Source organism: Kribbella sp. NBC_01484 (genome assembly GCF_036227145.1).
Lineage (GTDB): Bacteria > Actinomycetota > Actinomycetes > Propionibacteriales > Kribbellaceae > Kribbella.
Map to the genome: position 1 here is coordinate 4,677,942 of NZ_CP109437.1, position 19,877 is coordinate 4,697,818.

Here is a 19,877-nt window from a genome sequence, read left to right on the forward strand (position 1 = left end):
TGCCCCAGCCGAACCAGACCATGACTAGCTCCGATCCGCTCGTGGGTCGAACGCGTCCCGGACGCCGTCGCCGAACAGGTTGAACGCGAGCGTCGTGATCAGCAGGGCCAGACCGGGGAAGAGGATGAACCACCACGCGGTCGTGTAGTAGTTCTGCGACGCGCTGATCATCCCGCCCCAGTCGGCAGTTGGCGGCGGAAGCCCGAGCCCGAGGAACGACAACGTCGCCTGGGTCACGATCACCACCGGGATCAGCAGCGTGGTGTAGACGATCACCGGCGCCAGCACGTTCGGCAGCACGTCGACGAACATGATCCGGCCGTCGCCCGCCCCCAGCGAGCGCGCCGCCTCGACGAACTCCCGCTCGCGCAGCGACAGCACCTGCCCGCGCACGATGCGGGCCACCGACGCCCAGCTGAAGAACCCGATCACCAGCACGGTCACGGTCAGACTCGGCCCGGTGACCGACACCAGCGCGATCGCCACCAGCAGGAACGGCACGGACAGGACGACGTCGATCAGCCGTGCCAGGACCGTGTCGGTGATCCCCCCGAGGAACCCCGCAGCGAGCCCCAGCACGACTCCGATCGCCACGGTGATGGCGGTCGCGATGACACCCACGAGCAGCGACACGCGAGCGCCGTACGCGATCCGCACCAGGATGTCCCGGCCGAGGTCGTCGGTGCCCAGCCAGAAGGTGCCGTTCGGGCCGCGCGGCAGGCCGTCCGGTGTCAGCCCGATGTCGCGGTACTGCTCGTTCGGCGGATGCCCGGTGATCGCCGCGAAGACCGGCGCGAAGATCGCCATCAGCACGATCAGCACGATGACGACCAAAGAGATCATCGCCACCTTGTCCCGCCGCAACCGCCGCAGGGCCAGGATGAACGGACTCCGGCCCTCGATGGCCTTCGGCTCGTCGATGACATCAACCAGGTTGATCGCGGTGGTCATGGGGCCTCCCGGCCTGGACTGAGGAGCGCAGGGAGCGCAGCGACTGGAGCGCAGCGACTGGAGCGACGAGGGAAGGCCGGGAGCCGAGGCCCCAGGACCCTGCCGGCGCCGAAGGCCCGGCCAAAAGCATCGTCATGATGCCTTCAGATCGGGTACGGCGGTGGACAGGTCCTCGCCCAGCGTCAACGGGTAGAAGCACGCGGTCTGGTGCTCCGCGGCGTCATCGAGTACGGCGATCAGCGGCGGCTCGCCCTTGGCACAGTCGGACCGCGCCTTCGGGCACCGCGTGTGGAACCTGCACCCCTCCGGTGGGTTCGTCGCGGACGGGATGTCGCCACCGAGGATGATCTGCTCACGGCTGTCGGCCGTGTCCGGGTCCGCCACCGGCAACGCCGACAGCAACGCCCGGGTGTAGGGATGCCGGGTCTGGCCGAACAACTCGCTGGTCGGCGCGAGCTCGACGATCTTGCCCAGGTACATCACCGCGATCCGGTCACTCACGTGCCGGACCACGGACAGGTCGTGCGAGATGAACACGTAGGTCAGATCGAACTCGTGCTGCAGATCGGCCAGCAGGTTGATGATCTGGGCCTGGATCGACACGTCCAGCGCCGACACCGGCTCGTCACAGATGACCAGCTTCGGCCGCAACGCCAGTGCCCTGGCCACCCCGATCCGTTGCCGTTGGCCACCGGAGAACTCGGCCGGGAACCGGTTGTAGTGCTCGGGGTTCAGCCCGACCAGCTCCATCAGTTCCTGGACCTTCTTCTTCCGCTCCGCCCCTGACGCGATGTTGTGGATCGCGAACGGGTCGCCGATGATCGAGCCAACCCGGCGGCGCGGGTTCAGCGAGCCGTACGGGTCCTGGAAGATCACCTGGACCTCGCGCCGGAGCGGACGCATCGCCCGGCGCGACAGCCCGCTGATCTCGTTGCCCTCGAACCACACCGACCCCGACGTCACGTCGTACAGGTGGGCCATGCAGCGGGCCAGGGTCGACTTGCCGCAGCCGGTCTCGCCGACCAGGCCGAGCGTCTCGCCCTTCTTCACGTCCAGGGAGACCCCGTCGACCGCCCGGACCACCTCCCGGGAGTGCGTGGGGAACTCCTTGCGGACGTTCTCCACTTTCAGAAGTACATCGTTCATGAAGCCATCGCCTCGTTCTGCTCGTGCGGAAGCCAGCAGGCCGACTGGTGCCGGGGATCGCGGGCGACGTCGAGCAACGGCGGCGCCTCGGTGCGGCACTTGTCGAACACGTGCGGGCAGCGGGTGGCGAACGGGCACCCGGCCGGCAGGCTGATCAGGCTCGGCGGCGTCCCCGGGATCGGCGTCAGTCGGTCGCCGCTGCGCGCCGGCAGCGAGGCCAGCAGCCCTTGCGTATAAGGGTGATGATTGCGATAGAAGATGTCGCGGCGCGGCGCCCGTTCCATCACCGCGCCCGCGTACATCACCACCACCTCGTCGGCCATCTCGGCCACCACCCCCAGGTCGTGGGTGATCAGGACGATCGCCGTACCGAACTGCTCCTGCAGCCGGCGCATCACGTTCAGCACCTGCGCCTGCACGGTCACGTCCAGGGCCGTGGTCGGCTCGTCCGCGATCAGCAGCGCCGGGTCGAGGGCCATCGCCATCGCGATCATCACCCGCTGCCGCATCCCGCCGGAGAACTGGTGCGGGTAGTCGTCGATCCGCTCCGCCGCCCGCGGGATGCCGACCAGGGTGAGCAGCTCGGCGGCCCGCTTCCGGGCCGCCTGCTTGCTGATCACCTTGTCGTGAGCGCGGATCATCTCGACGATCTGCCACCCGATCCGGTACTGCGGGTGCAGGCTGGACAGCGGATCCTGGAAGATCATCCCGATCTGGGCCCCACGCAACCGCCGCAGGGTCGACTGGTCGGCGGTGATCAGGTCCGTTCCGTCGAAGAACGCCGTACCGGACACGGTCGCGCCGCGGGTCAGCCCGACGATGGTCTGGGTGGAGACGCTCTTGCCGGAGCCGGACTCGCCGACGATCGCCAGGGTCTGACCGGCCTCCACGTCGAACGACAGGCCCCGGACGGCACGGACGGTGCCGTCCGGGGTGTCGAAGGAGACCCGGAGGTCCCTTACCTCAAGCAGGGCCATGAGGTTCAGCCCTGCTTGTCCTTGTCGAGCCAGACGTTCGTCGGATCGAACATCTGCAACGACGGCACGTAGATCGCGTTGTGCGCCTGCGCCGCGTGGTAGTTGGCGTTCTTCGGGTTGGTGAGCGGGAAGAACGCCGCGTCGGCCATCACCTGCGCGTCGGCCTTGGCCCACAGGTTCGCCGCCTCGTCCTCGGTCTTCGCCTTCGCGGCCTGGTCGATCAGCGAGTTCGTCGCAGGGCTGTTGTACAGCCCGAAGTTGCTGCCGATCGGCGGGAACGACGGCTCGCCGGAGAACAGCGGGTTGAAGAACGACAGGGCCGCGTTGCCGTACCAGTCAGCACCCCAGCCGGCCAGCGACAGGTCCCAGACGCCGCGCTGTGCGACGGTCGGCACCTGCAGGTACTTCACGTAGAAGTCCGCGTTCGGCGACGGTACGCCGACCACCGTGACGCCGGCCTTGGACAGATCCTGCTGGACCGTCTGGAAGGCCTTGCTGCTGCCCTCGGACGCGTTCCGGTACAGGAACTTGAGCGTCAGGTGCGGGAAGCCGGCCTCGGTCAGCATCTGCTTGGCCTTGTCCGGGTTGTACGGATACGGGTCGATCTGCTTCGAGCCGACGATGTTGCTCGGCAGCACGTGGGTCAACGGCGGGTTGATCGTCGGTCCGCCGAGGACCTGCAGGATGTGGTCGCGGTTGATCGCGTAGCTGAGCGCCTGCCGCACCTTGACGTTCGTCAGCGCCTTGTTGTTGTTCGGCGACGCGGTGTTGTAGACGACGTACGGGTTGCTGGACGCGGTCATGCCGAGGTTCAGGTTCGGGTCCTTCTTGGCGATCAGGGCCGGCAGCTGTGACGGTGGCGGCTGGACGTCGAACTCGAGGTCGGCGGTCGGCGTACCAGTCTGCAGTTGCTGCTGGACCGAGTCCTGGCTGATCGTCTCGTTCACCAGGATCTTGTCGACGTACGCCTTCCGGACCGGGTCGGTGGACGCGTTCCAGGCCGGGTTGCGCGAGTACGCGATCGACTTGGTCGGCACCCACTTGTCGACCTTGTACGGGCCGTCGGACGGGTAGTTGTTGCCCAGTTCGGTGCTGGCCGGCAGGTACTTGAGCGCCTCGACCGGGGCCGGCGAGAAGGCCGGCAGCGTCAGCATGTCGACGAAGTACGTGGCCGGCTGGGTCAGGTGGAACTCGACCGTGGTCGGGTCCTTGGCCACCACCCCGGGCAGCGGCGTCTTGTCGATGTACGCCTGGATCGCGGCCGGGGTCTTCGCCACCTTGGCGAAACCGTCCGCGAACGTCTTGTACCCGACGATGAGGTTGGCGAAGTCGGGGATGCCGCCGAACGGCTGGACCGGGTTCGCGGTCCGCTTCAGGCCGCGGACCATGTCCTCGGCGGTCACCTGGCGGGCGGGCGTGGTGTTCCATTGGGCGCCGGGCCGGATCTTGATCGTGTAGGTCTTGCCGTCGGCGCTGACTCCGCCGTTGGCGGCGGTCGGGATGTCGGTGGCCAGATCCGCCACCGGCTTGGTGTTGTCGCTGCCGGGATCCGCCGGGTAGGTGAACAGCTGCCTGCTCCACATCCGCAGGTTCAGGTAGCCGACCGAGTAGTAGCTGATGTTCGGATCCATGTAGTCGACATCGCCGGCCCCGAGCATGTTCAGGGTGCCGCCGGATACCGGCGTGGCCGCGGTGCCTCCGGATCCGGACACCGATCCGCCGCCATTGCTGCAAGCGGCGAGCGCGAGGCTCGCCACGGCGGCAAGGGATACTGCCGCCAGCCGTCTTCTGGCCATTGGTCCTCCTCCGGGACTCGATAGCGCCGAAGTTAGGACCCGGCGGCCCGCCGCTGACCGCGGTCACAGAAGCGTCAAGAGGTTGTCAACCGCCGGCCGCACGAACATGTCGGATTCATGACAGCCGTAATCGCTGCCCGAGCCGGCGGTGAGCGACACTGGGTGCGTGGCACACAGCCTGCTGTTGGTCGACGACGAGCCGCGCATCCGGCGGGTGCTGCGGCTCGCCCTGGAGGACGAGGGGTACCAGGTCGCCGAGGCGGCCAACGGGTACGACGCTCTGGCCGCCCTGCGCCGGGAAACACCGGACGTGGTGCTGCTGGACCTGATGCTGCCGGACCGGGACGGATTCACGGTCTGCCGCGAGATCCGCCGTACCAGCGACGTGCCGGTCATCATGGTGACCGCGCGGACCGACAGCCACGACGTGGTCGCCGGGCTGGAGGCGGGCGCGGACGACTACGTGACCAAGCCGCTGGTGGCCAAGGAGCTGTCGGCCCGGATCCGGGCGCTGCTGCGGCGGGTCGAGCCGACCAACGCGCGGCAGTCGGACCTGCTGATGGTCGGTGACCTGCGGATCGACGTCCCGGGCGCCGAGGTGACCCGCGACGGCGCCGTCCTGCCGCTGACCCGGACGGAGTTCAAGCTGCTCGCCGAGCTGGCCGGCGCCGAGGGCAAGGTGCTCAGCCGGGAGCAGTTGCTGTCGAAGGTGTGGGGCTACGGCTACTTCGGCGACAGCCGGATCGTCGACGTCCACGTCCGCCGCCTCCGGCTGAAGATCGAGCATGACCCGGCCAGCCCGAAGCACCTCGTCACCGCCCGCGGTCTGGGCTACCGATTGGTGAGCTGACCTTGCTGGGACGGTTTTCCCTGCGCGGCCGCGTCATGCTGGCGTACGGCCTGCTTGCGCTCGGACTCTCCTCGGCGCTGGCGCTCGTCACCTGGAGCGTCGTCTCGGACTACCTGACCCAGCAGCGTGAGTCGTCCGCGATCGTGGAGACCGCCGACAACGCGGCCGCCTTGCACTACGGGCTGTTCGGCGCACCCCAGCCCTGCCACCCGGCCCGCGAACGCGCCGAGTGCGGCAGCCCGACGCCGAACCCGAACGTCAGTGTGATGGATCTGTTGAACACGTTGCCGTCCACGGACTCCGCGGCCTCAATGGTGTTCTACAACGATCAGTGGTACTCCCTGACCGGGAAGCCGGAAGATCTCCCGTCCGACCTGATCGCGAATGTCCGGGCCGGCAGCACCCAGCACCGCCGGATCAGCGTGAACGGGCAACAGGTGCTCGCCGTCGGCGTACCGATGACGCGGCCGGGGGAGGCGTTCTTCGAGTGGCATCCACTGGACAACCTGGACAGCACGCTGCGGACCCTGAAGATCACGCTGGTGGCGGCGGCGCTCGTGACCGCGATGATCGGCCTGGCAGTCGGCCGGCTTGCGAGCACGCTGGCGCTGCGGCCGCTGGCCGAGCTGACCCGGGTGGCGGACGCGGTGGCGCGCGGGAAGCTGGACGCGCGGCTGCAGGCCGAGAACGACCGGGACCTGGGTGGGCTGGCGCGCTCGTTCAACCAGACCGCGGCTGACCTGGAACGGCGGGTGGCCGTGGATGCGCGGTTCGCCGGGGACGTCAGCCATGAGTTGCGTACGCCGCTGATGACGATGCTGAACTCGATGCAGCTGATCCAGAACCATCGCGCCGAACTGCCCGAGGCGGTGCGGGAACCGGTCGAGTTGCTCGGGTACGACCTGGATCGCTTCCGGCGGCTGGTGATCGACCTGCTGGAGATCTCCCGCGACGACGGCGGCGATCAGGGCAGCCGGGAGATCGTCCGGATCGCGGACCTGGTCCGGGCCGCCGCCGACGGCACCGCCGGCCGTGAGGTGACCACGGTCGAGCCCGAGGCCGAGGGGCTCACGCTGCAGGCCGACAAGCGCCGGCTCGAGCGCGTGATCGCGAACCTGGTCGAGAACGCCGAGGACCACGCGGGTGGTTGCAAGGGCGTCGGCGTGGAGGCCGGTGGTCTCGGCGTCATCATCACCGTCGACGATGCCGGCCCCGGGATCGCGGTCGAGGACCGCACTCGGATCTTCGAACGCTTCGGCCGCGGCGAAACCTCCGGCCGCGGCCGCGGCGTAGGCCTGGGCCTGGCCATCGTCGCCCGCCACGTCCAATGGCACGCCGGCACCATCCAGGTCACTGAGCGCCCCGGCGGCGGCGCCCGCTTCACCGTCGAGCTCCCCGCGAAAATCAGCTGACGGTTCTTGAGCCTCCGGCTACCGTGGAGGCATGGCTACTTGCCTCTGTGTCTAGCTGTGGACCCGCTTCCGCGCCAGAAGTGTGTCCTTTAGCTACCACGGAGAGTAACCATGATCACCGTTCGCGGTGTAGATATTCGCGTCGGCGCCCACCTACTGCTGTCCGACCTGTCGTTCCACGTCAGCCCGGGCGACCGCGTCGGGCTCGTCGGCCGTAACGGCGCCGGCAAGACCACCCTGATGAAGACCCTGGCCGGCGAAGAGCGCCCGGCCGCGGGTGCCATCACCGTCTCGGGTTCCGTCGGCTACCTGCCGCAGGACCCTCGCGCCGCCGACCCGGCCGTCACCGTCACGGCCCGCATCCTGTCCGCGCGCGGTCTCGATGTCGCCGTACGCAAGCTCCGTCAGGCGGAGGCTGCGATGAGCACCGCCACCGGTAATGCGCAGGACAAGGCGATGGCGGCGTACGCGAAGGCCGAAGCGCAGTTCCAGGCCGGCGGTGGGTACGCCGCCGAGGCGGAGGCGGCCCGGCTGGCGGCCGGTGTCGGCCTGCCCAACCGAGCGCTCGAGCAGCCTGTCGGCGAGCTGTCCGGCGGCCAGCGTCGCCGGGTCGAGCTGGCCCGGATCCTGTTCGCGCAGCACGACACGCTGCTGCTCGACGAGCCGACCAACCACCTCGACGCCGACTCGGTGCTCTGGCTGCGGTCCTTCCTGCTCGGGTACCCCGGCGGCCTGATCGTGATCAGCCACGACCGTGAGTTGCTCAAGGCAACGGTCAACCGGGTCTTCCACCTGGACCCGCAGCGCACCACGATCGAAATCCACAACACCGGCTGGACGAAGTACCTCGAACAGCTGGAGACCGACGAGCGCCGCCGGACCCGGGAGCGTCATACGGCCGAGCGGAAGGCGGCGGTCCTGCACGCCCAGGCGGCGAAGATGCAGGCCGGCGCCAACACGGCCGTCGCCGCCAAGAACATGGCGCGGCGAGCGGACAAGATGCTCTCCGACCTCGAGCCGGTACGCCGGGCCGCCCGGGTGGCCCGGATCCGCCTGCCCGAGCCGGCGCCGTCCGGGAAGACCCCGCTGTCCACCTACGGACTCAAGAAGGCGTACGGCGGACTCCAGGTGCTGGACGGGGTCGACCTGGCCGTCGACCGGGGCAGCCGGGTCGTCATCCTCGGGCTGAACGGCGCGGGCAAGACCACCCTGCTCCGGCTGCTCGCCGGTCGTGAGGAACCGGATGCCGGCGAGGTCGTCGCCGGTCACGGGCTGCGGCTCGGGTACTTCGCCCAGGAGCACGACACGCTGGATCTGGCCGGCACCGTCCGGCAGAACCTGGCGTCCGTCGCGCCCGGTCTGACCGACGGCGAGGTCCGGAACGTGCTCGGGTCGTTCCTGTTCAGCGGTGACGACGCGGACAAGCCGGCCCACGTGCTGTCGGGTGGGGAGAAGACCCGCCTGGCGCTGGCTGGACTGGTGCATTCCGGCGCCAACGTGCTGCTCCTGGACGAGCCGACCAACAACCTGGACCCGGCCTCCCGCGGTGAGGTCCTCGGCGCGGTCGGCAGCTACCCGGGCGCGATCGTCATGGTGACCCACGACGAGGGTGCCATCGAGGCGCTCCGCCCCGACCGCGTGCTGATCCTCCCGGACGCCACCGAGGACCTCTGGTCCGGCGACTACCTGGACCTGGTCTCGCTGGCGTGATCCCGGGCCTCAACCCACGGGTTGAGGTCCGGGTTCCACCCGGATGCGAACTGCGGGCTGACGTTCCCGCCGCCGTTTCCGGGGAGTGTTGTCACCGACAACGAAACTCCTCGGAAAGGACAACCAGAGATGTCCGCGCAACTCGTCGTAGGGATCTTGGTCGGACTGTGGGTGCTGCTGCGCGTCGTCGGCCGGCAGATCACCGGATCGCTGGTCACCCAGCGGCAGTTGATGCTGATGCCGGCGATCCTGGTGGTCCTCGGCGTGCTCTCGCTCTCGTCGACGATCCACGGTGCCTCCGCCGGGGAGATCGCGTTCCTCGGGCTGGACTGCGTCGTACTGATCGGGCTCGGGTTCGCCCGCGGCGCCAGCATCCGGCTGGACCGTCGCGACGACGGCCTGTTCCAGAAGGGGACCGCCGCTACGCTCGGACTATGGGTGCTGACCATCGCGTTCCGCGTCGGTGCCGCGTTCGGATCGGCCGCGATCTGGCCGGACGGCAAACTCGGCCACGCGGCGCTGGCGCTGACCATCGGGCTTACCATCGCCGCCCAGAACGCGATGATCTACCGCCGGGCACTGAGCCTGGACATCCCGTTCGCCGTCGACCGGGCATGATGACGGTATGAGCCGGACGACCTGGGACCTGGTGAAGGGATCGCCGGTCCCGGGTCTGCTGCTGGGCACCCTGCCGGGCCTGCTGGTGATCTTCTCGGTGCTGACAGTTTCCAGCCACCGGCATCGCCTCCCGGTGCCGGTCGTCGTGGCCCTCGGCGCGGTGGTTGTCCTGAGCAACGTGTTCCTGCTCTCGCCCCGGTACGGCGAACCCCTGGCGCGGCGGACGTCGATCGCGTTGCTGGTCTTCGTCACTGCCGGATCGCTCCTCTGGTACGCGCTCCCGGAGAGCGCCCTGATCGTGCTGCCGTTCTGGGCCGCGAGGGTCGCGGTGCGCTATCACCAGGCCGGTCGGACCGAGGTTGTCGTGGTGGCACTGGGCGTGCTCGGCGCGAGCGTGCCGGTCTACATCAGCACGCGCTCCCTGCCCGGGGCCCTCGGAACGGCGTTGGGTGTCACCGCGCTGGTCCTGGCATCGGTCAACCGGCAGCGACGTGAGGAGCAGATCGAAGGGATGGAGGTCTCGCTCGCCCGGAAGCAGGCCGCCATCGAGGAACACAGTCGCGCCGCCGCGCTGGCCGAGCGAGCCCGGATCGCTCGCGACGTCCACGACGTACTCGCGCACTCCTTGGCCGGACTGTCGTTGAGTCTGCAAGGGGCGCGGCTGATGCTGGTTCGGGACGGTGCGTCGCCGGAGGCGATCGAGCAGGTGACGCGAGCGCAGGGACTGGCGGCCGAAGGGCTGGCCGAGGCTCGGCGAGCGGTTGCGGCCTTGCGTGAGGATGCCGTTCCCGACGTACGGGCGCTGGGCGATCTGGTCACGGCGTACCGGCTGGAGAGTGGGGCGACGGCGGACTTCGAGGTGGAGGGTGAGGTGCGGATGCTCCCGGCGGAGGTGATGAGCACGCTGTATCGCACGCTGCAGGAGGCGCTGGCGAACACCCGCAAGCACGCGCCCGGCGCCCCGGTCGACGTGAAGCTGTCCTACGCCGCCGACGTCCGCCTGGCGATCGAGGACCGCCCGGGACGGCGCCCGAGCCGGCCCGCGCCCGGAGGCTATGGTCTCCTCGGAATGCGAGAACGAGCCGACCTCATCGGCGGCTCACTGGACGCCGGTCCGACCTCCGACGGCTGGCGCGTGGAACTGAGGGTGCCGGTATGAGTGCGGTGCGGGTGGTGGTTGCGGACGATCAGACGGTCGTGCGGGACGGGCTGGTGACGTTGCTGAAGTTGTTGCCGGGGATCGATGTGGTTGCGGCCGCGTCGGACGGGGACGAGGCCGTGCGGTTGGTTGCCGAGCACAACCCGGATGTGCTGCTGGTGGATCTGCGGATGCCGAAGTGCGACGGCGTGGAGGCGACTCGCCGGGTCCGTACGGACCACCCCGGCACGGAGGTCGTCGTACTCACGACCTACAGCGACGACGACTCGGTCCTGTCCGCGCTGCGGGCCGGCGCGCGCGGCTTCCTGACGAAGGACGCCGACGCCGAGTCCATCGGCCGCGCGCTGCAGGCCGCGGCAGCCGGTCAGTCGATCGTCGACGCCGACGTCCAGCGCAGGCTGATCGAAGGCGCCGCCGCTCCCAAACCCGCCGACCCCGCGGACACCGGCCTCACCCCACGCGAGATCGAGGTACTGCGCCTTATCGCCGACGGCCTGTCCAACACCGAGATCGCCCGCCACCTGGTCGTCAGCGAAGCCACGGTCAAGACCCACATCAACCACCTCTTCGCCAAAGCCAACCTCCGCGACCGAGCCCAAGCCGTCGCCTACGCCTACCGCCTCGGCCTCACCTGAGCGGCGGCACACATCTGGAGGGCATCCAGTCGCTCTCCGCGCGCGACCGTCGCGTTCGGCCGCGGGATGCACTACCGTGGACATATGAAGAGTTCTGCAGATGTGCAGGTCGACGCGTGCTCGGTCCGGCTGGTGGATCCGGAGCGGGTGGCGAGCGTCAACGCCAGGATGCCTGGCGCGGACGACATCGTCGACACGGCCGACGTGTTCGGCCTGCTCGGCGACCCGCGGCGGCTCAAGCTGCTGGTCGCGCTGCTCGACGGTGAGCTGTGCGTCTGCGATCTCGCCGCGGTCACCGGGCTGAGCGAGTCTGCGACCTCGCACGCGCTCCGGCTGCTGCGCGCGCACCGCGTAGTCGCCGTACGGCGGGACGGCCGGATGGCGTACTACCGCCTGGACGACGCCCACGTCCGCATGCTCGTAGATCTCGCGGTCGCCCACACCGAACACACCGACGCCATCCACCCGGAGAGGTCGGAGTCGTAATGGGCGAGGGACACGGTCACGGGCACGGTGTGAGCTCCGAGGCGGATCGGAAGCTGCTGAGCGGTGCGCTCGCCCTGATCGTCGGCTTCATGGCGGCGGAGATCATCGTCGGCATCGCGGCCGGATCGCTGGCCCTGATCACCGACGCCGCGCACATGCTCACCGACGCGATCGCGATCCTGCTCGCCCTGATCGCGATCCGGCTCGCCGCCCGCCCGCCGGCCGGCGGCTACACCTACGGCTTCAAGCGCGTCGAGATCCTGTCCGCGCAGGCCAACGGCATCACGCTCCTGCTGCTCGCGGCGTACTTCGTCTTCGAGGCGATCAACCGGATGATCCACCCGCCCGACGTGAAGGGCGGGCTGGTCCTGATCACCGGTCTGGTCGGCATCGTGGTGAACCTGCTCGCCACCTGGCTGATCAGCAAGGCGAATCGCTCGAGTCTCAATGTCGAGGGCGCGTTCCAGCACATCCTGAACGACCTCTTCGCGTTCATCGCGACCGCGATCGCCGGTCTCGTCATACTCCTCACCGGCTTCGCCCGGGCCGATGCGATCGCCGCGCTGGTGGTCGCGGCGCTGATGCTCAAGGCCGGTATCTCGCTGGTCCGCGACTCCGGCCGGATCTTCCTCGAGGCGGCGCCGACCGGGATCGACCCGCAGGCGCTCGGCGCCGAGCTGTGCGCGGTCGAGGGTGTGGTCGAGGTGCACGACCTGCACGTCTGGGAGATCACCTCCGGCGAGTCGGCCGCGTCCGCGCACATCCTGGTCGCCGAGGGACTCGACTGCCATCAGATCCGGATCAAGATCGAGGCGCTACTCGCGGACCGGCATCAGCTGACGCACTCCACCCTCCAGGTCGACCACGCCACCGGCGACGACCCCGCGGCCCACTGCAGCGACGCCCACGGCACCGTGCATCGCTCGATCACAGCCGCTGCACGAGCACCTGACCCGGCCAGTCCGAACCATTGACCCGAGGTACGGCGAACTCCACGTCCCGGGTGAATCCTTGTTTCTCGTAGTAGCGGACCAGCGCACCGTCGCCGCCCGCGAAGCAGTCCACCCGAAGCACCCCGACTCCCGCCGCACGAGCCAGCTCGCGGGCGTGATCGAGCAGCTCGCCGCCGAGGTTGTGGCCCGCGGATCCGCGCTCGGTGACCAGCAACCGTACGTACAGCTCCGGTTCGGTGGCCGCCGGCACGTATGGCATCGCGTCCCCGACCGCGAGCGCACCCACGACCCGGCCGCCGGCTTCGGCCACCCACAGCCCGTCGTCAGCGAACGAGGTGATCTGCTCGACCCGTCGCGGGTTGGTCGAGTGCGGCTCGGTGCCCCACTGATCGGTCTGCCCGCGCGCGACCAGCCACTCGGTCGCCCCGTCGAGCAGTGCCAGCACCGCCGGTACGTCGTCCCGCCCCGCGCGGCGGATGTTGATCTGCACGTCCCCAGAATAGTTTGGCCGGGAGTGTCGAAACCCGTCCGCCAGTCTCTACCTAGGGGTGTAGAGAGGAGCTCACCGTGAGCAGCAAGACCGGAAAGCTGGACAAGACGTTCACCGCACCACTGCTGAAGAGCGACGCCAAGGGCGGCTGGACCTACGTGAAGATGCCGGACTCCGCCGAGTACTTCGGCACGCGCGGCCTGGTGAAGGTCCGCGGCACCATGGACGGCCACCCGTTCGAGAGCTCGTTCATGGCCCTCGGCGACGGCACCCACAAACTCCCGGTGAAGGGCGACCTCCGCGACCTGATCGGCAAGGAGCCCGGCGACGAGATCACCGTCCACCTGGAAGAACGCCTCGGCTGAGCCCACCCGGTTAACGTTTGAGACCGCGGTCACAGCGGGTCATGTCCTGAGTAAGGACTGTGTGAAGAATCAGTCCTGACGGCCCGCACGGTTGGGGATCATCCGGCGCCGGACCGTAAGTTCGGTTGCGGGTGGTCCGTCGACGTCAGGAGTGAACGAAGTGCAACGGGGCTCACGGGGTATGCCGTCGGCATGCCCACCCTCAGCGGAGCCGGTCTCGCCGTGACGACGCTGAACAAGATTCTCGGCATCGCCGGCGTGGCTCTGCTGCTCGGCGGGGTACTGCTCGGCTTCCGGTCGGTCTCGGCCGGTGGCACCGACTGTGGTTCGGCGTTCCAGCCGGCCGCGGGGATCACGCCGATGGCGTGCGACAACGCGCTGAACAGCGCCGGCACCCTGGTCACGATCGTGATCAGCGCCGGTGTGCTCTGCCTGATCGCCGCCGTCGCCGTCAAGGTGGTTCGGGACAAGGTCACCGCCTGAATTCAGGTGCGGGACGGCCGCCGCTGCGAGACGCTGCCGCAGTGACGATCGAACAGTTCCGGCTGGATGTGCCGGAGACGGACCTGAAGGACCTGCACGAGCGGCTCGACCGCGTCCGCTGGCCGGCCGAACTCCCCGGGGCCGGCTGGTCCCGGGGCGTGCCGCTGGCGTACCTCCAGGACCTGGTCGAGTACTGGCGTACCGGGTACGACTGGCGGGCGGCCGAGGCGCGGCTGAACGAGTGGCCGCAGTTCACCACCACCATCGACGGCGCGAACGTGCACTTCGCCGACATCCGCTCACCCGAACCGGACGCGACCCCGCTGATCGTCACCCACGGCTGGCCGGGCTCGTTCGTCGAGTTCAGCGAGATCGTCGGCCCGCTGACCGATCCCCGCGCGTACGGCGCCGACCCGGCCAACGCGTTCCACCTGGTCCTCCCGAGCATCCCCGGCTTCGGCCTGTCCGGACCGACCCTGGAGCGCGGCTGGGAGTTCCTGCGGGTGGCCAACGCGTGGTCCGTCCTGATGGCGCGACTCGGATACGACCGGTACGGCGCTCAGGGCGGCGACTGGGGTGGCGGCATCTCCCGTGAACTCGGGCGGATCGACGCCGAGCACGTGATCGGCGTACACCTCAATCTCATCCCCAACTCCGGCGCCACGTCCGAGCCGACGCCCGCGGAGCTCGAGCCGCTCGACCAGGCCGAGCGGGACCGCACCTGGGCCTCCTGGCGGCGATTCCAGGAGTGGTTGAAGGACAAGCAGGGGTACGCCGATCTGCAGTCGACCCGGCCGCAGACCCTGGCGTACGCCCTCACCGACTCACCGGTCGGGCAGCTGGCCTGGATCGCCGAGAAGTTCGCGACCTGGTCCGATCCCGCGTCCGCGATCGACCGCGACCATCTCCTCACCAACGTGATGCTCTTCTGGCTCACGCGCACCGGGGGATCGTCCGGCGCGATCTACTACGAGCGCGCGCACGCGTCGTACTGGGGACAGCCGGCCGAGCCGTCGACGACGCCGACCGCCCTGCTCGACCTGGCCCACGACAACTTCATCCCGCTCCGGCACAAGGTCGATCGGACCGACAACATCGTCCGCTGGACCAGCCACCCGGACGGCGGCCACTTCGCCGCACTCGAACAACCGGACGTGCTCGTCACCGATATCCGTGCGTTCTTCGCGGCCCTGCGGACCACGGAGTCCTGAGCCAGGTGGTGCGCCGGCCTGCGCCTGGTCCTGGCCGACGCACCTGTCCGGAAGGGACTCCTGTACCCGCTGGGGCGAGGCCTATGCGCGGAACTATCGTGGCCGTGTGAAGGAGCGAAGCGAGTTCACCATCAAACACAGCGTGGTTCGTGCCTCATCCGCGCCCGGAGCGAAGCGAGGACGTGGATGAGCTTCACCGGGTTTCCGGCGGCGGCGCTGGACTTCTACGACGACCTCGAGATGGACAACACCAAGAGCTTCTGGACGGCGCACAAGCACGTCTACGAGGAGTCGGTGAAGGCCCCGATGGCAGCATTGCTCGCGGAGCTCGAACCGGACTTCGGTCCGGCGAAGCTGTTCCGGCCGTACCGGGACGTCCGGTTCGCGAAGGACAAGACGCCGTACAAGACGCATCAGGGCGCGTTCATCGACGTCGCTCCGGCGACCGGCTGGTACGTCCAGCTCGGGGCGCCCGGCGTCCGGGTCGCGGCCGGGTTCTACGACGCGAACTCGGAGCGGCTGGCCCGGGTCCGGACCGCGATCGACGACGACCGGCGCGGCCGGCAACTCGAGAAGCTGCTGGCCAAGCTCACCGCGGCCGGCTGGACGGTCGGCGGGGACCGGCTGAAGACAAGCCCCCGCGGGTACGACGCGGAGCACCCGAGGATCGACCTGCTCCGGCACAAGTCCCTGACAGTCAGCAAGTCCTACGGCTTCGAGCCCGTCATCCACAAGCCGGAGCTGGCCGGCCAGATCCGCGCCGACTGGAAGGCCACCCGGCCGCTCATCACCTGGCTGATCGACAACACCTGACCGCCGGCAGGCAGCCCGGGATCAGCGGTCGTAGTCGCGGCGGATCGCGGTGAGGATGTCGCGTGTCTTGTTCGGCGGCGGGGCCGCGACGCAGAGGGCCTCCATGGTGGCCGTGTACTGGTCGAGGTCCTCGAGCTTGTCCAGGTACAGCGCACTGGTCAGGTGCTCGATGTAGACGATGTCCGGCAGGTCCTGCTCCGGGAAACGCAGGATGCTGTAGGCGCCGCCGGTCGCCGCGTGGCCGCCGGAGTCGAACTTCATCACCTGCAGCGTGATGTTCGGAAGGTGGGTCGCCTCGATCAGCGAGTCCAGCTGCATGATCATCGCCTTCACACCGCCGATCGGCCGGCGCAGCACCGACTCGTCGACGACGGCCCAGAGGCGGACCGGATTCGGCCGGGTCAGGACTTCCTGCCGGTTTACCCGGAGGGCGACCCGCCGCTCGACCTCCTCGGCCGGGATCAGCCCACGACCGAGCTGGACGACCGCGCGCACGTAGTCCGTGGTCTGCAGCAGACCGGGGACGAACTGGAGCTCATAGGTACGGATCAGAGCGGCCGCTGCCTCGAGCCCGAGATAGGAGTGGAACCAGCTCGGCAGCACGTCGCCATAGCGGTGCCACCAGCCGGGGTTGTTCGCCTCACGGGCGAGGGCGAGCAGCCGCTCGCGCTCTTCGCCGTCGTCCAGGCCGTACAGCGTCAGCAGGTCGCCGACGTCTCGTTCCTTGAAGCCGACGCGGCCCAGCTCCATCCGGCTGACCTTGGATTCCGATGATCGGATCTCCCACCCTGCGTCGGATCGGCTGATCCCAGCCGCGTCCCGCATCCGCCGTAGGTGCGCTCCGAGGATGATGCGAAGCGCGGTCGGTCCGCTCTGCGCGCCCGACTCGGTCACACCCACCTCCCACAGCCCCCAGCGGTCTGATCAGCGGCAACATTGCCCGCAGTGCACATCATCGCACGCTCAGGAGCGAATCTGCCGAAGTTCTTACATATCAGCAGCGAATCCGGACCGACGATCACGCGTCGTAACAGTAGCCGATGCGTCATAGCGTCAATTTGTCAGGACATGACAGTTCGTTCGAGCTGAGGCGAACACCGTTCGACGGCCCTCGATCCAGTCCTCGGCAGGCGGAAACCGCGGCTTTGTGGTCTCGATATGGAAAACGTGCGGATGCACGTGCATCTGACGCTTGCATTCGAAGCGTGCTGACGCCATGATTGATTCATGCACAGAAGGTGAGCTGGATCTCGCGATACGTAACATTGCGTGATCTGGCAGGCCGGTCCTACAGGCCGCCGACGGCCCTCCCGTTGGCTTGACTGGTTGGGGAACCCGAGTCGATGAACGACGACGACAGTGAGACAGCCGAGCGCATCGCCCAGCTGGCCGGCGGCCGCGCGCCCGACGAACTGACGGAGCGGGAGATCCAGGCACTGGTCGCGCGTTGCCCTGAGCAACAGCGCTGGGCCTTCGAGGGCTGGTTGCGCGGTGTCCGCCACCTCGACGGAGACCCGATCGTGAGTCTCGCCCCATGACCACCGACAGAGCAGTAGGAGGCCGAAAGATGGTGCGGATCTGGCTGGGAGACCACCTGATCGCCGAGTATGTCGCCGAGCCGGACCGCGCGTCGCGGTACCAGCGGGTGATGACGCCGAAGTTCACCGGATTGCGTATCACCGTTGACAATGCGGCCACCGGCAAAGCTTCCGAACTGCCCAGCGAACAGCTCTGGCCGCTCACCGTCCAGTAGCCCGTTCGACCCCTCCCGGTAACACGAAGGCCGGCCCTCGTCCGAGGGTCGGCCTTCGTCGTTCCTTGGTACGGCGCTCGCCCGATGTCCGCCCGCTGGGTCGGGCCGGCCGGCCGCATGTGAGGTTTTGCTGCCGACCGCCGTCCCCGGCTTTCGCCGTCGCAGCGGACAACGGAAGAGGCCCCTTCGTCACTCGCCTGGCGAAGGGGCCTCTTGCTTCCGGTTCCGTCAGGCGAGGTAGTCGAACTCGCCGTCGTGGACGCCGCCGAGGAACGCCTCGATCTCGGCCTTGGTGAACACCAGTGCCGGGCCGTCGGTGTGACGCGAGTTCCGCATCGCCACGCCACCGTCCGCCAGTTTCGCTACCTCGACACAGTTGCCGTTGGGGCCACTCCGCTGGCTCTTCCGCCAGATCAGCTCGCTGATCGAGTCGCCGGGCATGCCGTTGTAGACAGCAGTCATCAGCTGCACCTTCCGTACGTCTTTGGCATATGCACGTGCATTTGGCCTTGCATTTGCATCGTACACGTTTCGGGGCCGGGTGTCCGCCCCCTTACGTGCAGTGATCACGACAGGCTCAAACGCCCGTTGCAAACCATCCCGAGGTCGCGATCGGTGACAGGAATCCGCGGTACGACGCCGGCTGGGCAGGCGGAGCCGGGATGCATGGGATCGCGGGAGATGGGTACCAACCAGAAGCAGGCATGACCGTGGTTCAGCGAAGTGCCACGCCGTGACAAGAGTCGCGAGGTCATACCAAATGAGTACGAGCACCGTGTTGTTCGCCACCGCCCCGTCCCGGTCAGGACGGACCTCCACCAGCTGCACGACCCCGGCCGATCGGGCCGCCCGGGAAGCAGCCACCAGGGAACTGATGGAACGCAGGGCTACCTGCACCGACGAAGCCGAGCGGCAACGCCTGCTCGAGGAAGTCGTCGAACTCAACCTCGAGATGGCCCGGGGCATCGCGCGCCGGTTCCGCGGCCGCGGCGCCGAGGCCGACGATCTTGAGCAGGTCGCCTACCTGGGCCTGGTCAAGGCCGCGCATCACTACCGGCTCGACGCGGACACCCCGTTCATCGGGTTCGCCATTCCGACCATCCGCGGCGAGGTGAAGCGGTACTTCCGCGACTGCGCCTGGACGGTCCGGATTCCGCGCCGGCTGCAGGAGATGCAGGGCACGATCGCGACCAAGCTGCCGGAGCTCGAGCAGGAGCTGAACCGGGAGCCGACGCCGAGCGAGATCGCCGAGCACCTCGAGGTCGACGTCACCGAGGTCGAGCAGGCGCTCGCCGCCAAGGGCTGCTTCAACGTGCTCTCGCTGGACCGGCCCGCCGAGGTCGACGCCGAGCTGACGCTGGCCGACGTGGTCGCCGACGTCGATGACGGAAGCATCGATCAGCTGGAGACGGTCGAGATGTTGCAGCCGGTGCTGGCAGATCTCGGCGAGCGCGAGCGGCGGATCCTGCAACTGCGCTTCGTCGAGGGCTGGACCCAGTCGGAGATCGGGAACGACATCGGCGTCAGCCAGATGCAGGTCTCCCGGGTGCTGCGCAAGATCCTCGACGACCTGCGCGACAAGCTCGCTCCGCTGCCGGCTGCCGCCTAACCGTTGCCGGAGGCGACATCCGCCGGAGTGCCTTGGTGGTAGTAGAGGCGCCAGGTGCCGTCGGTCCGCCGCCACAGTGAGCTGCGGCGGACCGGGGCGCCGCCGGTACGGCGCGACACATAGGTGACGTGGACGAGGTCGTCGGCCAACTGGACGCCGGCGACCTCGGTCGCCTGGATCGGTTCGGGGTCGGTGATCTCACCGCTGCCGAGCGCGGCCACCATCGCCGGCCGGTCCCAGCGGCGACCGGACGCGCCCACCTCGACGAAATCCGGATCCAGCAACGCTTCGACCGCCTGCGCTGACGACCGGACGTCCGGCCGCAACAGACTCAGCTCCGCCTCGACAACCATCCCCACCTCGTCCATTCCACCCACCCTATGGCGACTCGCCCGCAGCGGATGGTTACCGAGGGTGCAGGGTAGCGGCACAATGGGGGAAAACGAGGGGATGAGTCGTT

Annotated in this window: 23 protein-coding genes; 15 read left to right on the plus strand and 8 right to left on the minus strand. The window is 68.6% G+C overall.

Annotated features, from left to right (window positions below; genetic code table 11):
* Positions 1-24: 24 nt before the first annotated feature.
* The 4 genes from OG555_RS22990 to OG555_RS23005 all read right to left on the minus strand — a co-directional run bounded on the left by OG555_RS22990 (position 25) and on the right by OG555_RS23005 (position 4,870).
* The gene (locus OG555_RS22990; RefSeq protein WP_329474580.1) at positions 25-951 is read right to left on the minus strand and encodes an ABC transporter permease; all 927 of its coding nucleotides are present in this window, start codon (positions 949-951) and stop codon (positions 25-27) included.
* A gap of 132 nt (positions 952-1,083) precedes the next feature.
* On the minus strand, positions 1,084-2,097 hold the full coding sequence (locus OG555_RS22995) for an ABC transporter ATP-binding protein (protein WP_329474581.1): 1,014 nt from the start codon (positions 2,095-2,097) through the stop codon (positions 1,084-1,086).
* A complete protein-coding gene (locus OG555_RS23000) occupies positions 2,094-3,074 on the minus strand; it encodes an ABC transporter ATP-binding protein (protein ID WP_329474582.1) in 981 nt (326 codons plus the stop codon). The genes OG555_RS22995 and OG555_RS23000 overlap by 4 nt, the downstream gene beginning before the upstream one ends.
* 5 nt (positions 3,075-3,079) lie before the next feature.
* Positions 3,080-4,870: an ABC transporter substrate-binding protein gene (locus OG555_RS23005; protein WP_329474583.1), complete on the minus strand. Its 1,791-nt coding sequence runs from the start codon at positions 4,868-4,870 to the stop codon at positions 3,080-3,082.
* Between the two features lie 166 nt (positions 4,871-5,036).
* Here OG555_RS23005 and OG555_RS23010 point away from each other — a divergent pair, with 166 nt between their 5' ends.
* From OG555_RS23010 to OG555_RS23045, 8 genes are all read left to right on the plus strand, one after another.
* On the plus strand, positions 5,037-5,720 hold the full coding sequence (locus tag OG555_RS23010) for a response regulator transcription factor (RefSeq protein ID WP_329474584.1): 684 nt from the start codon (positions 5,037-5,039) through the stop codon (positions 5,718-5,720).
* A 2-nt stretch (positions 5,721-5,722) separates the two neighbouring features.
* On the plus strand, positions 5,723-7,132 hold the full coding sequence (locus OG555_RS23015) for a HAMP domain-containing sensor histidine kinase (RefSeq protein WP_329474585.1): 1,410 nt from the start codon (positions 5,723-5,725) through the stop codon (positions 7,130-7,132).
* A 111-nt stretch (positions 7,133-7,243) separates the two neighbouring features.
* A complete protein-coding gene (locus OG555_RS23020) occupies positions 7,244-8,842 on the plus strand; it encodes an ABC-F family ATP-binding cassette domain-containing protein (RefSeq protein WP_329474586.1) in 1,599 nt (532 codons plus the stop codon).
* A gap of 129 nt (positions 8,843-8,971) precedes the next feature.
* On the plus strand, positions 8,972-9,460 hold the full coding sequence (locus tag OG555_RS23025) for a hypothetical protein (protein ID WP_329474587.1): 489 nt from the start codon (positions 8,972-8,974) through the stop codon (positions 9,458-9,460).
* Positions 9,461-9,467: 7 nt separating this feature from the next.
* Positions 9,468-10,619, plus strand: coding sequence for a sensor histidine kinase (locus OG555_RS23030; RefSeq protein WP_329474588.1), 1,152 nt, complete (start codon positions 9,468-9,470; stop codon positions 10,617-10,619).
* Entirely contained in the window at positions 10,616-11,254 is a 639-nt protein-coding gene (locus tag OG555_RS23035) for a response regulator transcription factor (protein WP_329474589.1), read from the plus strand. Before OG555_RS23030 ends, OG555_RS23035 begins: the two co-directional genes overlap by 4 nt.
* 84 nt (positions 11,255-11,338) lie before the next feature.
* Positions 11,339-11,740 (plus strand): ArsR/SmtB family transcription factor, encoded by a 402-nt coding sequence (locus OG555_RS23040; protein WP_329474590.1) that lies wholly within the window; start codon positions 11,339-11,341, stop codon positions 11,738-11,740.
* Positions 11,740-12,714: a cation diffusion facilitator family transporter gene (locus OG555_RS23045; protein ID WP_329474591.1), complete on the plus strand. Its 975-nt coding sequence runs from the start codon at positions 11,740-11,742 to the stop codon at positions 12,712-12,714. Before OG555_RS23040 ends, OG555_RS23045 begins: the two co-directional genes overlap by 1 nt.
* Here the strand turns inward: OG555_RS23045 and OG555_RS23050 are convergent.
* The gene (locus OG555_RS23050) at positions 12,668-13,183 is read right to left on the minus strand and encodes a GNAT family N-acetyltransferase (protein ID WP_329474592.1); all 516 of its coding nucleotides are present in this window, start codon (positions 13,181-13,183) and stop codon (positions 12,668-12,670) included. The two genes, OG555_RS23045 and OG555_RS23050, sit on opposite strands and share 47 nt — an antisense overlap.
* 77 nt (positions 13,184-13,260) lie before the next feature.
* Between OG555_RS23050 and OG555_RS23055 the strand changes: the two genes are divergently transcribed.
* The 4 genes from OG555_RS23055 (at position 13,261) to OG555_RS23070 (ending at position 16,055) form a co-directional block, all read left to right on the plus strand.
* Positions 13,261-13,548: a DUF1905 domain-containing protein gene (locus OG555_RS23055; RefSeq protein ID WP_329474593.1), complete on the plus strand. Its 288-nt coding sequence runs from the start codon at positions 13,261-13,263 to the stop codon at positions 13,546-13,548.
* A gap of 192 nt (positions 13,549-13,740) precedes the next feature.
* On the plus strand, positions 13,741-14,031 hold the full coding sequence (locus tag OG555_RS23060; RefSeq protein WP_329474594.1) for a hypothetical protein: 291 nt from the start codon (positions 13,741-13,743) through the stop codon (positions 14,029-14,031).
* 41 nt (positions 14,032-14,072) lie between these two features.
* On the plus strand, positions 14,073-15,242 hold the full coding sequence (locus OG555_RS23065; protein WP_329474595.1) for an epoxide hydrolase family protein: 1,170 nt from the start codon (positions 14,073-14,075) through the stop codon (positions 15,240-15,242).
* 186 nt (positions 15,243-15,428) lie between these two features.
* Positions 15,429-16,055, plus strand: coding sequence for a DUF2461 domain-containing protein (locus OG555_RS23070; RefSeq protein WP_329474596.1), 627 nt, complete (start codon positions 15,429-15,431; stop codon positions 16,053-16,055).
* Positions 16,056-16,076: 21 nt separating this feature from the next.
* On the opposite strand, the gene OG555_RS23075 is transcribed toward OG555_RS23070, so the two are convergent.
* Positions 16,077-16,949, minus strand: a complete 873-nt coding sequence (locus tag OG555_RS23075) for a helix-turn-helix domain-containing protein (RefSeq protein WP_329474597.1) — start codon at positions 16,947-16,949, stop codon at positions 16,077-16,079.
* A 449-nt stretch (positions 16,950-17,398) separates the two neighbouring features.
* On the opposite strand from OG555_RS23075, the gene OG555_RS23080 reads away from it, so the two are divergent.
* Together OG555_RS23080 and OG555_RS23085 are read left to right on the plus strand one after the other, a co-directional pair.
* Positions 17,399-17,593 (plus strand): hypothetical protein, encoded by a 195-nt coding sequence (locus tag OG555_RS23080; protein WP_329474598.1) that lies wholly within the window; start codon positions 17,399-17,401, stop codon positions 17,591-17,593.
* Entirely contained in the window at positions 17,590-17,808 is a 219-nt protein-coding gene (locus tag OG555_RS23085) for a hypothetical protein (protein ID WP_233714578.1), read from the plus strand. Before OG555_RS23080 ends, OG555_RS23085 begins: the two co-directional genes overlap by 4 nt.
* A 228-nt stretch (positions 17,809-18,036) precedes the next feature.
* Here OG555_RS23085 and OG555_RS23090 read toward each other — a convergent pair whose 3' ends face one another.
* Positions 18,037-18,270 (minus strand): DUF397 domain-containing protein, encoded by a 234-nt coding sequence (locus OG555_RS23090; RefSeq protein ID WP_329474599.1) that lies wholly within the window; start codon positions 18,268-18,270, stop codon positions 18,037-18,039.
* Between the two features lie 298 nt (positions 18,271-18,568).
* On the opposite strand from OG555_RS23090, the gene OG555_RS23095 reads away from it, so the two are divergent.
* Positions 18,569-19,417, plus strand: a complete 849-nt coding sequence (locus tag OG555_RS23095) for a SigB/SigF/SigG family RNA polymerase sigma factor (protein WP_329474600.1) — start codon at positions 18,569-18,571, stop codon at positions 19,415-19,417.
* Here the strand turns inward: OG555_RS23095 and OG555_RS23100 are convergent.
* Positions 19,414-19,785 carry a nuclear transport factor 2 family protein gene (locus OG555_RS23100; RefSeq protein WP_329474601.1) on the minus strand — a complete coding sequence of 124 codons (372 nt, stop codon included), beginning with the start codon at positions 19,783-19,785 and terminating at the stop codon, positions 19,414-19,416. The genes OG555_RS23095 and OG555_RS23100 overlap by 4 nt on opposite strands.
* Positions 19,786-19,877 lie beyond the last annotated feature (92 nt).

What these genes read in the sequence shown, in the direction of transcription:
- OG555_RS23025 (WP_329474587.1), top strand. Translation starts at nt 8,972, where the DNA reads ATGTCCGCGCAACTCGTCGTAGGGATCTTGGTCGGACTGTGGGTGCTG.
- OG555_RS23035 (WP_329474589.1), top strand. Translation starts at nt 10,616, where the DNA reads ATGAGTGCGGTGCGGGTGGTGGTTGCGGACGATCAGACGGTCGTGCGG.
- OG555_RS23040 (WP_329474590.1), top strand. Translation starts at nt 11,339, where the DNA reads ATGAAGAGTTCTGCAGATGTGCAGGTCGACGCGTGCTCGGTCCGGCTG.
- OG555_RS23090 (WP_329474599.1), bottom strand. Translation starts at nt 18,270, where the DNA reads ATGACTGCTGTCTACAACGGCATGCCCGGCGACTCGATCAGCGAGCTG.
- OG555_RS23005 (WP_329474583.1), bottom strand. Translation starts at nt 4,870, where the DNA reads ATGGCCAGAAGACGGCTGGCGGCAGTATCCCTTGCCGCCGTGGCGAGC.
- OG555_RS23095 (WP_329474600.1), top strand. Translation starts at nt 18,569, where the DNA reads ATGAGTACGAGCACCGTGTTGTTCGCCACCGCCCCGTCCCGGTCAGGA.
- OG555_RS23020 (WP_329474586.1), top strand. Translation starts at nt 7,244, where the DNA reads ATGATCACCGTTCGCGGTGTAGATATTCGCGTCGGCGCCCACCTACTG.
- OG555_RS22995 (WP_329474581.1), bottom strand. Translation starts at nt 2,097, where the DNA reads ATGAACGATGTACTTCTGAAAGTGGAGAACGTCCGCAAGGAGTTCCCC.
- OG555_RS23100 (WP_329474601.1), bottom strand. Translation starts at nt 19,785, where the DNA reads ATGGACGAGGTGGGGATGGTTGTCGAGGCGGAGCTGAGTCTGTTGCGG.
- OG555_RS23085 (WP_233714578.1), top strand. Translation starts at nt 17,590, where the DNA reads ATGACCACCGACAGAGCAGTAGGAGGCCGAAAGATGGTGCGGATCTGG.
- OG555_RS23060 (WP_329474594.1), top strand. Translation starts at nt 13,741, where the DNA reads ATGCCCACCCTCAGCGGAGCCGGTCTCGCCGTGACGACGCTGAACAAG.
- OG555_RS23030 (WP_329474588.1), top strand. Translation starts at nt 9,468, where the DNA reads ATGAGCCGGACGACCTGGGACCTGGTGAAGGGATCGCCGGTCCCGGGT.
- OG555_RS22990 (WP_329474580.1), bottom strand. Translation starts at nt 951, where the DNA reads ATGACCACCGCGATCAACCTGGTTGATGTCATCGACGAGCCGAAGGCC.
- OG555_RS23080 (WP_329474598.1), top strand. Translation starts at nt 17,399, where the DNA reads ATGAACGACGACGACAGTGAGACAGCCGAGCGCATCGCCCAGCTGGCC.
- OG555_RS23000 (WP_329474582.1), bottom strand. Translation starts at nt 3,074, where the DNA reads ATGGCCCTGCTTGAGGTAAGGGACCTCCGGGTCTCCTTCGACACCCCG.
- OG555_RS23070 (WP_329474596.1), top strand. Translation starts at nt 15,429, where the DNA reads ATGAGCTTCACCGGGTTTCCGGCGGCGGCGCTGGACTTCTACGACGAC.
- OG555_RS23045 (WP_329474591.1), top strand. Translation starts at nt 11,740, where the DNA reads ATGGGCGAGGGACACGGTCACGGGCACGGTGTGAGCTCCGAGGCGGAT.